10 protein-coding genes are annotated in these 12,529 nt (G+C 52.5%); 4 read left to right on the top strand and 6 right to left on the bottom strand.

Annotated elements, in window-relative coordinates:
• The first annotated feature begins 25 nt into the window (after nucleotides 1-25).
• Complete coding sequence (locus ABLV11_RS00730; protein ID WP_126488646.1) at nucleotides 26-1,480, top strand: PLP-dependent aminotransferase family protein; 1,455 nt, start codon at nucleotides 26-28, stop codon at nucleotides 1,478-1,480.
• Here the strand turns inward: ABLV11_RS00730 and ABLV11_RS00725 are convergent.
• Nucleotides 1,455-1,925, bottom strand: a complete 471-nt coding sequence (locus ABLV11_RS00725) for a YlaC family protein (RefSeq protein ID WP_004099643.1) — start codon at nucleotides 1,923-1,925, stop codon at nucleotides 1,455-1,457. The two genes, ABLV11_RS00730 and ABLV11_RS00725, sit on opposite strands and share 26 nt — an antisense overlap.
• Nucleotides 1,926-1,955: 30 nt before the next feature.
• Here ABLV11_RS00725 and ABLV11_RS00720 point away from each other — a divergent pair, with 30 nt between their 5' ends.
• Nucleotides 1,956-2,093 (top strand): hypothetical protein, encoded by a 138-nt coding sequence (locus ABLV11_RS00720; RefSeq protein ID WP_224226357.1) that lies wholly within the window; start codon nucleotides 1,956-1,958, stop codon nucleotides 2,091-2,093.
• Here ABLV11_RS00720 and maa read toward each other — a convergent pair.
• The 5 genes from maa to acrA form a co-directional block, all read right to left on the bottom strand.
• On the bottom strand, nucleotides 2,062-2,628 hold the full coding sequence (maa, locus tag ABLV11_RS00715; RefSeq protein WP_023320460.1) for a maltose O-acetyltransferase: 567 nt from the start codon (nucleotides 2,626-2,628) through the stop codon (nucleotides 2,062-2,064). The genes ABLV11_RS00720 and maa overlap by 32 nt on opposite strands.
• Nucleotides 2,629-2,788: 160 nt before the next feature.
• Nucleotides 2,789-3,007: an HHA domain-containing protein gene (locus tag ABLV11_RS00710; RefSeq protein ID WP_004099646.1), complete on the bottom strand. Its 219-nt coding sequence runs from the start codon at nucleotides 3,005-3,007 to the stop codon at nucleotides 2,789-2,791.
• A gap of 26 nt (nucleotides 3,008-3,033) precedes the next feature.
• Nucleotides 3,034-3,408 carry an Hha toxicity modulator TomB gene (tomB, locus tag ABLV11_RS00705; RefSeq protein ID WP_004099648.1) on the bottom strand — a complete coding sequence of 125 codons (375 nt, stop codon included), beginning with the start codon at nucleotides 3,406-3,408 and terminating at the stop codon, nucleotides 3,034-3,036.
• Between the two features lie 481 nt (nucleotides 3,409-3,889).
• The gene (gene acrB, locus ABLV11_RS00700) at nucleotides 3,890-7,036 is read right to left on the bottom strand and encodes a multidrug efflux RND transporter permease subunit AcrB (protein WP_004099650.1); all 3,147 of its coding nucleotides are present in this window, start codon (nucleotides 7,034-7,036) and stop codon (nucleotides 3,890-3,892) included.
• Nucleotides 7,037-7,058: 22 nt separating this feature from the next.
• Nucleotides 7,059-8,252, bottom strand: coding sequence for a multidrug efflux RND transporter periplasmic adaptor subunit AcrA (gene acrA, locus ABLV11_RS00695; protein WP_004111040.1), 1,194 nt, complete (start codon nucleotides 8,250-8,252; stop codon nucleotides 7,059-7,061).
• Nucleotides 8,253-8,394: 142 nt separating this feature from the next.
• Between acrA and acrR the strand changes: the two genes are divergently transcribed.
• Together acrR and mscK are read left to right on the top strand one after the other, a co-directional pair.
• Nucleotides 8,395-9,045 (top strand): multidrug efflux transporter transcriptional repressor AcrR, encoded by a 651-nt coding sequence (acrR, locus tag ABLV11_RS00690; RefSeq protein ID WP_004099655.1) that lies wholly within the window; start codon nucleotides 8,395-8,397, stop codon nucleotides 9,043-9,045.
• 130 nt (nucleotides 9,046-9,175) lie between these two features.
• A complete protein-coding gene (gene mscK / locus ABLV11_RS00685; protein WP_126488648.1) occupies nucleotides 9,176-12,517 on the top strand; it encodes a mechanosensitive channel MscK in 3,342 nt (1,113 codons plus the stop codon).
• The last annotated feature ends 12 nt before the right edge of the window (nucleotides 12,518-12,529 follow it).

Here is a 12,529-nt window from a genome sequence, read left to right as displayed (position 1 = left end):
TTTCGTAGTACCACGAGGAGCCAAAATGAATATTCCTGATGATGCTTTTTTTACTCTGTTGGAGCAGGCGCTGTGCGACAGAGGGCGTGAAACCCTGCAGCGCACGCTCTATCTCCGTCTGCGAGCGGCCATTTTGCAAGGTACGCTGGCGGGCGGTAGCCGCCTGCCAGGTTCACGGGCTATAGCGCAGCGTCTGAAGCTATCGCGCAATACCGTCAACGGCGCGCTGGAGCAGCTGGCGATGGAGGGGTATCTGCTGCGTAGCCGCCAGGGGACATACGCCGCGCTTTTGAAGTCGCAGGGAGAAGAGGAGGTTGCGGCGCGCGTGATTGTGCTCCCTGAGTACCTTCAGGGATTACCCGCCGCCACGCGTCGTGATTCGCCCACGCTGCTCTTTACGCCGGGAATGCCTGCGGTTAACTACTTTCCTCTTGCTATCTGGCGTCGACTCCTTGACCGGGTATTGCGCGAGGAGGGAAGCGCATTGCTGGGCTACGGCGATGCGCAGGGGGAACTTGTATTGCGCAAAGCGATTGCCCGTCATCTGGCGCTCTCCCGGGGCATCCGCTGCAAAGCCGGGCAAATTGTGATTACGGAAGGAGCGCTGGAAGGCGTTGATTTATGTACGCATCTGCTGAGCGTTGCCAGGGAGACGGCATGGGTGGAAGAACCCGGCTATTTAGGGGCAAAAAGCATGTTTCTTAAAGCCGGGCTTCACATCAAGGGTATACCCGTCGATCGAGAGGGTATGCGGTTCGATACCGATGATGATAGCGCAGCACCGCGATTAATCTTTACTTCACCGTCCCATCAATACCCCTGCGGTACGGTGATGAGCGCCGGGCGGCGACTGGCTTTACTGGAATACGCCCGCCGTCATGACGCCTGGCTTATCGAGGATGATTACGATAGTGAATTTCGTTATAGCGGTGAACCGATTCCCGCCATGCTGGGAATGGTCAGGCAGGCGCCGGTAGTTTATCTGGGGACATTCAGCAAAACGCTTTTTCCCGCGCTGCGTATTGGCTTTATGGTGATGCCGGAGGGGCTGGCGGATGCCGCAAGAGGCGCGATTGGTTCACTGTTACGGGGCGGTCATCGTGCTGAACAGCGGGCGCTGGCGCTGTTTATCGAAGAGGGGCACTACGCGCGTCATCTTGCCGCTATGCGCCGCTTGTATCGCAAACGCCAGCAGCAGCTGCGGGAAACGCTGGCGGCAGAGCTTACTCACCCTTATGAAATATCAGGCGGCGAGGGGGGGTTACACCTGACTGTCGTCGTCGAAGACGTTGATGATGAAGCTGTTGTGCAGCAGGCCCGGCGGTTTCAGCTCGCGCCCGGCGCATTAAGCCGTTTTTATCTGAATGAAAAAAAGGCGAGAAGCGGCTTTGTTCTGGGCTACGGTAATACGTCCGCATCACGCTTTCCTTCTGCGATACGGACGCTGGATCGCCTTATTGCGCAGCACCGATGCGGGTAAGGGAAAAGACATCGTAAAATGAGAGTTCGCCTTTGGTGGCGATCATTTTTTGCAGCTGAGCTTTCTGCTCGCCATCAACGCGCGGCGACTGAAGGATTCGTTCGATGAGCTGACCGGGAACAAATCGAGTGTTGTACCACTCCCCGTTATAACAAACGCGGAAGTCCAGAACATCAATATCTTCATAGCGATAGCGCGGGTAAACGTCAAAGAAAAAGAAGCCGTTCAGCAGAACAAATAGTACGATTAATAGCCAGACTGAATCTACCAGCGTTTCAGAACGCAGCATCACGATGAGCGTTGCCAGGAAAGCCGCATACATCGCGACAAAAAGCCATGGATGGTTGCGAATAAAGCTTATGCTAAAGCGCGGACGGTTATCGCGCTTCTCTTGTACATTAAGCTCATCAATGGTGCTTTTCAGCAGCCGCTGTATTTCTGTCATTTTATTCCCCAAATTCTGCCATGAGCCCCTATGCAGACGCGACGAACAGATGCGCGTTGGGCTCAGCCTGAAGGCTATTTTATGTTGCGTAAATCCGTGGGAAAAGTAACAGATTGGTTGCGGAAAAGCATAACAGTTACCGTTTTTCGCTCTCCAGCATTTTTATGATTTGAGCCGGGTTTCCGCCGACGACGGCGTTGGCTGGCACATTTTTCACCACTACGGAACCGGAAGCCACGATGGCATTGTCGCCGATAGTCACGCCAGGATTAATTACGGCCCGGCCGCCAATCCACACATTGTGGCCAATAGTGACGGGTTTTCCGTACTCTTTACCGCTATTTCGTTCAACAGGGTCAAGGGGATGCGTTGCGGTATAAATATGCACACCCGGCGCCAGCATGCAGTTTTCGCCAATATGTATCGGACACACATCCAGCATCACGCAATCAAAGTTGGCGTAGAAATTTTTCCCGAGGAAGATATTGTAGCCGTAATCGCAGCGAAAAGTGGGTTCGATATAAGCGTCGCCTGCGTGGCCTAGCAGTTCCGTCAGTAATGCTTTTCTTAATTCACGCTCTTCAGGCGCTGAATGATTGTAACGATGCAACAGTTGTCTGGCCAGTAGACGGTCGGCCTTTAGCTCAGCGTCACCTGACACATACAGCTCACCGGCAATCATTTTTTGTTTTTCTTCACTCATGGAGGCTTCCCTTATTTCCTCATTGTAGGCCGCCACAGTATAAAAAAGAAACCGGTTTCATACAGGTACGGAAACAGCTTCTGTGACCGGTGTCGCATTTATTAGCAGCATGAGGGAAGGGCGTTTTCGGCACAAGAGTTCGGGCTTTCATTTGAAATAATTAGCGGATGAATTTCCAGACCGATGGCGGGATCTTGTCATACAGTTTATTCATCGTCAGTTCAGCAAGACGATGATCGGCTGCTGAGTAAAATACCGCCAGTTCATTATCAGAAAGTTCATATTTATTTTTTTCAATTACGCGCTCCAGCGTATCAATTGTCTGACAACGTCGTAAGCGCATCAAATAGTCTATTTTGGTTAATGTTTTATCAGACATAAATTCACCTTTTGATTGTAATAATATTAACAAGAAAGACTGGCCGGGTTTTCCCGACTGGCGTTCACAAAGCAGCGGAATAACCTGTTGCCTGATTTACGCCATTTCTGCAGATCTGCAGTGTTAATGCCGTAGTTGCTGAACAACACGAAAGTGTCATCCAGATATTCGTCAAGCTGAGTCACCAGCTTATTATCCTCAGCATACTTAATTTTATAATTAAGTGCGAACGCGGCAATGTGCTCGATCAATTCATTAAGCTGAAGATTGACAGCAGAGGTTGGGTCATTAACCCAGCCATGGTTGCTCTCTTCCAGGTTTGCAAGACAGTCATGATACAGGGTTTCGCAGAGAAATTTAAGCTGCGCAATATCATGTCTTTTTGGCGAGTATTCGTCCATAACGCATCCCCCTTTTTAGTGGTTTAACGACGACTATCGACACCGTTGTGGGATGAACACGACTAACAGACCTGACACATACATTGTAATCTTGCTCTTTAACTATAATCCACTCTTAAAAAGATTTCATCGTGCTATTACGAAAAATTACAATTAACGCGGTCAATTTATCTTAAATGCCTCGGTCTTTATTATATCGTGCCTTTAACTACAACGGAAAAATCGAAGACTGACCTTATATATCATCGGGTTAGCCCGTGCGTTTAGCTGACACGGTGATACAACCATACATAATGTCAGTGATTGAGAATATTCTTAGTGTGAAGTTGAGGGAGTAAAGTCAGTGAAAAAAGATCATAGATAAGCAGCGGTAATCATCATTAAATATTATATCTCAGGTTATAAAATAAACAATCACAATCCGTGCGTTTTAAAGTGAGACAAAGTGAAAGGGCCGCGAATGCGGCCCTTAATGGAGAGATTAATGATGCTCAACCGGATGGCTGTGCTCAATATCCTCATTTTTCCTACTGAAGCGGCGACGCACGACCACGAAGAATACCGGCACGAAGAAAATCGCCAGAACCGTCGCGGTAATCATCCCGCCCATTACGCCAGTACCTACGGCATTCTGCGCGCCGGAGCCTGCGCCGGAGCTGATAACCAGCGGCATTACGCCGAGGATAAACGCCAGGGAGGTCATCAGAATCGGACGCAGACGCATACGAACGGCTTCAAGCGTTGCCTCAATCAGGCCTTTGCCTTCTTTATCCATCAGGTCTTTGGCGAATTCAACGATCAGTATCGCGTTCTTCGCCGACAGGCCGATAGTGGTCAACAGACCAACCTGGAAGTAAACGTCGTTAGTCAATCCTCGGAAGGTGGCAGCCAGCAGCGCCCCCACAACACCGAGCGGAACGACCAGCATGACCGAGAATGGAATTGACCAGCTCTCGTACAGCGCCGCCAGACACAGGAAGACGACGATCAGCGAGATAGCGTACAGCGCTGGCGCCTGGTTACCTGACAAACGTTCCTGATATGACATACCCGTCCAGTCATAGCCGATACCGGCAGGCAGTTTACCCGCCAGCTCTTCCATCAGGTTCATCGCTTCACCGGTACTCTTACCTGGTGTCGCCTGGCCGAGGATTTCCATCGATGGCAGACCGTTGTAGCGCTCCAGACGCGGCGAGCCATATTCCCAGCGCGAGGTTGAGAAGGCGGAGAACGGTACCATCTGTCCATCGCTACCGCGTACGTACCAGTTGCCAATGTCTTCTGGCAGCATGCGGTATTTCGCTTCGGACATGATATACACTTTCTTCACGCGGCCACGGTCAATGAAGTCGTTGACGTAGCTACCACCCCATGCCGCGCCAAGCGTCGTGTTGATGTCGCTGATAGACACGCCAAGCGCCTGCGCTTTTTCCTGATCGATATCCACTTTGAACTGCGGAGTATCTTCCAGGCCGTTTGGACGAACGCCGCTCAATACGTCAGGGTGCTGCGCAACCATTCCAAAAAGCTGGTTACGTGCCTGGGTCAGTTTTTCATGGCCCAGGCCAGCCTGGTCGATCAGCTGGAAGTCAAAGCCCGTTGCGGTACCGAGTTCAACAATTGCCGGCAGGTTAAAGGCGAAGACCATTGCATCTTTGATCTGCGAGAAATAGCCCATCGCGCGGCCGGTAATCGCCTCAACTTTGTTCTCTTCGCCTGGACGCTGGCTCCAGTCCTTCAGAGAGACGAACGCGATACCGGTGTTTTGTCCACGACCCGCGAAACCAAAACCGTTTACGGCGAATACCGATTCAACGTTATCTTTCTCTTTGGTGAGATAGTAATTGGTCATCTCATCCAGTACTTTCTGGGTACGCTCCTGAGTTGCGCCTGCAGGCAGCTGGGCCATGCTCAGGAATACGCCCTGGTCTTCGTCTGGCAGGAACGAACTTGGCAGACGAACGAACAGCCAGGCCATTCCCACAACGATGATCAGGTACAGCACCAGATAGCGACCGGTACTACGCAGGATGTTGCCTACGCTGTCGGTATAGTGATGCGTGCTCTTATCAAACATGCGGTTAAACCAACCGAAGAAGCCAGTGGTTGCGCCATGGCTGCCTTTTTGAATTGGCTTCAGCATCGTGGCGCAAAGCGCCGGGGTGAGAATCAGAGCGACCAGCACCGACAGCGCCATCGCGGAGACGATGGTGATCGAGAACTGGCGGTAAATCGCACCGGTGGAACCACCAAAGAAGGCCATCGGGATAAACACCGCAGAAAGCACCATCGCGATACCTACCAGTGCGCCCTGAATCTGGCCCATCGATTTACGCGTGGCTTCCTTCGGCGGTAGCCCTTCCTCTGCCATTACACGTTCGACGTTTTCCACCACCACGATGGCGTCATCCACAAGCAAGCCTATGGCGAGCACCATACCAAACATGGTGAGCGTGTTTATCGAGAAACCGAACAGCGCGAGGATGGCGAACGTCCCCAGCAGTACGACCGGCACGGCAATCGTCGGAATCAAGGTGGCGCGGAAGTTCTGCAGGAACAGATACATTACCAGGAACACCAGGATGATGGCTTCAACCAGCGTTTTTACCACTTCGTGAATGGAGATCTGCACGAATGGAGTGGTGTCATACGGATAAACAATCTTCAGGCCAGAAGGGAAGAAAGGCTCCATTTTCTTCAGTTCGGCGCGAATGGCGTTTGCGGTATCCAGCGCGTTCGCGCCGGTCGCCAGTTTAATACCCAGACCAGAAGCTGGCTGACCGTTAAACTTCGCGATAACGTCATAGTTTTCACCACCCAGCTCAATGCGCGCGACATCGCGCAGACGAACCTGGGAGCCATCCTGGTTAACCTTCAGCAGAATGTTGCCAAACTCTTCAGTATTGGTCAGACGAGTCTGCGCCACGATGGAGGCATTCAGCTGCTGGCCTTTCACCGGGGGCGTCCCGCCTAACTGTCCTGCTGCAACCTGGGCGTTCTGCGCTTTCAGGGCGCTGATAACGTCAACCGGCGTCAACTGGAAGTTATTAAGTTTGTTTGGGTCCATCCAGATACGCATAGCGTACTGGGAACCAAACAACTGCACGTCACCAACGCCGCTGGTACGGCTAATCGCATCTTTCATGTTGGCGGCAACATAGTCAGAAATGTCATCCTGATTCATAGTGCCGTTAGTATTAATAACGCCGACAACCATCAGGAAGCTGCTGGATGCCTTTTCAACGCTAATACCCTGCTGCTGTACTTCCTGCGGTAGCAGCGGTGTCGCCAGCGCCAGTTTGTTTTGAACCTGTACCTGAGCAATATCCGGATCGGTACCGGATTCAAAGGTCAGAGTGATGGTTGCTGTACCGGTGGAGTCGCCATTTGAAGACATGTACATCAGGTGATCGATACCGTTCATGTTCTGTTCGATAACCTGAGTCACGGTGTTCTGCACGGTTTCTGCGTCGGCACCGGGGTACATGGCCGTGATGGAAATTGCCGGCGGCGCAATCGTCGGATATTGCGCTATTGGCAACTTGAGGATCGAGAGCCCCCCAGCCAGCATAATGATGATGGCGATCACCCAGGCAAATATGGGGCGATCGATAAAGAAATTAGGCATGTCTTAACGGCTCCTGTTTAAGTTAAGACTTGGTTTGTTCTGACTGAGCGTTGCCTGCGGCTTGCTGTTTTTCATCAGAAACGACTTCCTGCGCTTTTACCTGTACGCCTGGTTTGACTTTCTGCAGACCGCTAATAATGACGCGATCGCCAGTTTTCAGCCCTTCGGTGACCAGCCATTTATCGCCAATCGCCTGAGTAGCGGTAATCTGGCGAACTTCGACTTTATCGCCTTCGCCGACAACCATCGCGCTGGCATCGCCGCGCGGGGTACGGGTTACGCCCTGCTGCGGAACCAGAATCGCATCAGGATTTACGCCTTCTTCCAGGCGCGCGCGAACGAACATGCCGGGCAGCAGAGTGTGATCCGGGTTCGGGAAAATCGCGCGCAGCGTGATAGAACCGGTGGTCTGATCAACGGTAACGTCGGAGAACTCCAGCGTACCGTTCTGCGGGTATTTCAAACCGTCGTTAGTGACCAGTTCAACCTTCGCTTTACCGTTTTCCTGCTGCAGTTTGCCGTTAGCCAGCTCTTGTTTCAGACGCAGAAAATCGTTGCTCGATTGAGTTACATCCACGTAGATAGGATCAAGCTGTTGCACGGTCGCCAGGGCAGTAGTCTGGCCGTTCTGCACCAGCGCGCCTTCCGTGACCGCGGATTTACCAATGCGGCCGCTGATCGGGGAGGTCACCTTAGTGTAGGCCAGATTGATGCGCGCGGTTTCAACTGCGGCTTTAGCGGCGACGACGGCAGCGTTGCTCTGCTGAGCCGTGGCTACGGCAGTATCGTAATCCTGTTGGCTAATGTACTTAGTGCCTAACAGTTTCTGGTAACGTTTAACCGTCAGCTGATCCATATTGGCGGCAGCCTGCGCTTTGGCTAAATCGCCTTTCGCGCTTTCATAGGTGGCTTGATAGGTTGCCGGATCGATTTGATAAAGAGACACGCCAGCCTGGATATCGCTGCCTTCGGTGAAGTTACGTTTCAGAATAATGCCACTGACCTGAGGACGAACTTCCGCAACGCGATAGGCGCTGGTACGGCCCGGCAGTTCAGTAGTAATTTGTAGAGGAGCGGATTTGAGCGTCACAATACCGACTTCCGGCATTTGCTGGGCTCCTTGCTGAGCCGGTTTGTCGTCACATCCTGTTAGCGCTAAGCTGCCTGAGAGCATCAGAACGACCGCCAGAGGCGTTAACCCTCTGTTTTTGTTCATATGTAAACCTCGAGTGTCCAATTTCAAATTGTTCAGTGGCTCAATCGACCACAAACCCACTGCTGTGTTTCTATTATGGTCATGCTATGGTACATACATTCACAAATGTATGTAAACGTAACCTCTGTAAACTCATCGACCTATGGCACGAAAAACCAAACAACAGGCGCTTGAGACCCGGCAACATATTCTGGATGTTGCTCTGCGTTTGTTTTCGCAGCAAGGCGTATCATCCACCTCGCTGGCCGCAATTGCAAAAGCTGCCGGTGTGACGAGGGGGGCTATCTATTGGCATTTCAAAAATAAATCGGACTTATTTAATGAAATATGGGTACTGTCAGAAGCCAATATTAACGATCTCGAAGTTGAGTATCGGGCAAAATTCCCCAACGATCCACTGTCAGTTGTGCGAGAGATCTTAGTGTATATCCTTGAAGCCACTGTGACAGAAAAACGCAGACGGCTGATGATGGAAATCATCTTTCATAAATGTGAATTCGTCGGTGAGATGGTCACGCTGCAAGAAGCGCAGCGCATTCTTTGCCTTGAGAGCTACGACCGTATCGAACAAACATTAAAGGAGTGCATTGTCGCGAAGATGCTACCCGCCAATTTATTAACCCGCCGGGCGGCGATCCTAATGCGCAGCTATCTTTCCGGCCTGATGGAGAACTGGCTTTTGGCGCCGAACGCCTTTGATCTGCAAAAAGAAGCGCGGGATTATGTCGAAGTCCTGCTGGAAATGTATCAATTTTGCCCCTCTCTGCGCAGTTCTGAAGGACTGGACGCTTAACCCGGCTAGCGGACACCAGAGGAATGATTCCTGCTGTCCGCCGCTATTTTAGTGATAACAGAAGTGCTATTCTTCGCGCTGCGACGATCCCCGGTATTCTCCGGCTTTTGCAATCACTCATGTTAACACTATGCTGCATACTATCCGTTGGCGAAATGCCCTCTCTGCTGTAGTTCTTACCCTGATGCTTTTTATCGGCTGTATTAGCGTTAATTCGGCGCTGGCGGCTGATTTACCTGAACGCTCCGAGGTCCAGAGCCAGCTCACGACCCTGAACAAGCAAAAAGATTTGACTCCCCAGGACAAGCTGGTTCAGCAGGACCTGACTCAGACGCTGGAAACGCTCGATAAAATTGAGCGCATAAAGTCGGAAACGACGCAGCTGCGCCAGCAGGTCGCTCAGGCGCCTGCGAAAATGAATCAGGCTATCGATAGCCTGAACGCGCTAAGCGATGTCCCCAACGACGAGGCGACGCGTAAAACGCTGAGCACCTTGTCGCTGCGCCAGCTGGAATCGCGCGTCTCTCAGACTCTGGACGATTTGCAAAACGCGCAAAACGATCTGGCGACTTATAATAGTCAGCTTGTTTCGCTACAGACGCAGCCGGAACGCGTGCAGAATGCGATGTATTCCGCCTCTCAGCAGCTGCAGCAGATCCGTAATCGTCTGAATGGCACGACTACGGGCGAAGAGGCGCTACGTCCTACCCAGCAGAATTTGCTGCTGGCGCAGCAGGCCTTGCTGAATGCACAGATAGATCAACAGCGTAAAAGCCTGGAAGGCAACACGGTGCTGCAGGATACCCTGCAAAAGCAGCGTGACTACATCACCGCTTACAGTAATCGACTGGAGCATCAGCTTCAGTTGTTGCAGGAAGCGGTGAATAGCAAGCGCCTGACGCTGACGGAAAAGACGGCTCAGGAAGCGGTTTCTCCGGACGAAACGGCCCGTATTCAGGCAAACCCGCTGGTCAAGCAGGAGCTGGACATTAATCACCAACTGAGCGAAAGGCTCATTTCGGCAACGGAAACGGGTAATCAGCTGGTTCAGCGCAACATCAAAGTGAAGACCTGGCTCGATCGTGCTTTGCAATCCGAGCGCGATATTAAAGAGCAGATTTCCGTGCTGAAAGGCAGCCTGCTGCTGTCGCGAATCCTTTATCAGCAACAGCAAACGCTGCCCTCTGCGGAGGAGCTGAGCGACATGACCAACCGCATCGCCGACCTGCGCCTTGAGCAGTTCGAGGTCAACCAGCAGCGCGATGCGCTATTCCAGAGCGATGCGTATGTCGCGAAGCTGGAGGAGGGGCATAGCAGCGAGGTGAATCCCGAAGTGCATGATGCGCTTCTTGAGATTGTTGATATGCGCCGGGAACTGCTCGATCAGTTTAATAAACAGCTCGGCAACCAGCTGATGATGGCGATTAACCTGCAAATCAATCAGCAGCAGCTAATGAGCGTGTCAACCAACCTGAAAGCCATCCTGACGCAGCAGATTTTCTGGGTAAATAGCAACCGCCCGATGGACTGGGAGTGGTTTAAAGCCTTCCCGGAGGCGCTGAAAGGACAGTTTAAGGCGATGAAAATCACCGTAAACTGGGAAAAGGCCTGGCCTGCGGTATTTATCGCTTTTCTGGCCGGCCTGCCGCTGCTGCTGATTGCCGGTCTGATTCGCTGGCGGCTGAACTGGCTGAAAGCGTATCAGGCTAAGCTGGCGTCGCAGGTGGGGCAACTGCGCAACGATACGCAGCTCCACACGCCGAAAGCGATTCTTATCGATCTGATTCGGGCGCTGCCTGTGGTGCTGGTCATACTCGCCGTCGGTCTGATTCTGCTGACGATGCAGCTGAATATTAGCGACCTTCTGTGGGCCTATAGCAAGAAGCTGGCGCTATTCTGGCTGGTGTTTGGCCTGTGCTGGAAAGTGCTGGAAAAAGACGGCGTGGCGGTGAGCCACTTTAATATGCCGTCACAGCTAACCAGCCACTGGCGGCGGCAGATTGTTCGCGTGAGCCTTGCGCTGCTGCCGCTCAACTTCTGGTCGGTGATGTCGGAACTGTCGCCGCTGCACCTGATGGATGACGTTCTCGGGCAGTTCGTTATTTTCCTCAACCTGTTGCTGATCGCGGTGCTTGTCTTGCCGATGTGCCGCGAAAGCTGGCGTGATAAAGAATCTCATAGCCTGCGCCTTATCACCGTTACCGTGCTATCGATCGTTCCCATCGCCCTGATGGTGCTGACGGCAACCGGCTATTTCTATACGACGCTGCGTCTGGCTGGCCGCTGGATTGAAACCGTTTATCTGGTGATGCTGTGGAACCTGTTGTATCAGACCGTGCTGCGCGGCCTGAGCGTGGCCGCGCGGCGTATTGCCTGGCGCCGCGCGCTGGCGCGTCGTCAGCATCTGGTTAAAGAGGGGGCTGAAGGGGCTGAGCCGCAGGAAGAACCGACAATTGCTCTGGAGCAGGTTAACCAGCAAACGCTGCGTATTACGATGCTGGTGATGATCGCGCTGTTTGCGGTCCTGTTCTGGGCGATTTGGTCGGATCTCATCACCGTCTTCGCCTATCTCGATAGTATTACGCTGTGGCATTACAACGGTACCGAAGCCGGGGTTAGCGCCGTGAAAAGCGTTACCATGGGGAGCCTGCTGTTCGCGATTGTCGCTTCGATGGTTGCCTGGGCGTTAATTCGCAACCTGCCGGGACTGCTGGAAGTGCTGGTGCTGTCCCGACTAAATATGCGCCAGGGTGCGTCTTATGCCATTACGACAATCCTTAATTACGCCATTATTGTTATTGGCGCGATGACGGTATTTGGCGCTCTGGGCGTCTCGTGGGATAAACTACAGTGGCTGGCAGCGGCGCTGTCGGTTGGTTTAGGTTTCGGCTTACAGGAAATATTCGGTAACTTTGTTTCCGGTCTGATTATTCTCTTTGAGCGCCCGGTGCGCATTGGCGATACGGTGACCATTGGCACCTTCTCCGGCACCGTCAGCAAAATCCGCATTCGCGCCACGACCATCACCGATTTTGACCGTAAAGAGGTGATTATCCCCAATAAGGCCTTCGTGACTGAGCGTCTGATTAACTGGTCGCTCTCCGATACCGTCACCCGCGTTGTCATCCGCCTTGGCGTAGCGTACGGTTCTGACCTGGATAAGGTTAAAGAAGTGCTGCTTAAGGCCGCGCACGAGCATCCGAAAGTGATGCAAGAGCCCGCGCCATCGGTTTTCTTTACCACTTTCGGCGCCAGTACGCTCGATCATGAACTACGACTATACGTGCGCGAACTTCGCGATCGCAGCTATGCGGTGGATGAGCTTAACCGGGCGATCGATCGTTTGTGTCGTGAGAACAATATTGATATCGCCTTTAACCAGCTGGAGGTTCATCTTCGCAATGAGAAGGGCGATGAAGTCACCGAGGTGAAGCGGGATAAAGGCGACGATACCACTCCGGCGATGAGCTAAGCATGGCGGGGC

The organism is Klebsiella sp. GW_Kp181 (assembly GCF_040062315.1).
GTDB lineage: Bacteria > Pseudomonadota > Gammaproteobacteria > Enterobacterales > Enterobacteriaceae > Klebsiella > Klebsiella oxytoca.
The sequence above is the reverse complement of the archived record's forward strand: the minus strand, read 5'-3'. Positions and strand labels throughout refer to the sequence as shown.

Bases quoted from the DNA above. Each gene is read 5' to 3' on its own strand.
- ABLV11_RS00730 (WP_126488646.1), top strand. From the start codon at position 26: ATGAATATTCCTGATGATGCTTTTTTTACTCTGTTGGAGCAGGCGCTG.
- ABLV11_RS00725 (WP_004099643.1), bottom strand. From the start codon at position 1,925: ATGACAGAAATACAGCGGCTGCTGAAAAGCACCATTGATGAGCTTAAT.
- ABLV11_RS00720 (WP_224226357.1), top strand. From the start codon at position 1,956: ATGCAGACGCGACGAACAGATGCGCGTTGGGCTCAGCCTGAAGGCTAT.
- maa (WP_023320460.1), bottom strand. From the start codon at position 2,628: ATGAGTGAAGAAAAACAAAAAATGATTGCCGGTGAGCTGTATGTGTCA.
- ABLV11_RS00710 (WP_004099646.1), bottom strand. From the start codon at position 3,007: ATGTCTGATAAAACATTAACCAAAATAGACTATTTGATGCGCTTACGA.
- tomB (WP_004099648.1), bottom strand. From the start codon at position 3,408: ATGGACGAATACTCGCCAAAAAGACATGATATTGCGCAGCTTAAATTT.
- acrB (WP_004099650.1), bottom strand. From the start codon at position 7,036: ATGCCTAATTTCTTTATCGATCGCCCCATATTTGCCTGGGTGATCGCC.
- acrA (WP_004111040.1), bottom strand. From the start codon at position 8,252: ATGAACAAAAACAGAGGGTTAACGCCTCTGGCGGTCGTTCTGATGCTC.
- acrR (WP_004099655.1), top strand. From the start codon at position 8,395: ATGGCACGAAAAACCAAACAACAGGCGCTTGAGACCCGGCAACATATT.
- mscK (WP_126488648.1), top strand. From the start codon at position 9,176: ATGCTGCATACTATCCGTTGGCGAAATGCCCTCTCTGCTGTAGTTCTT.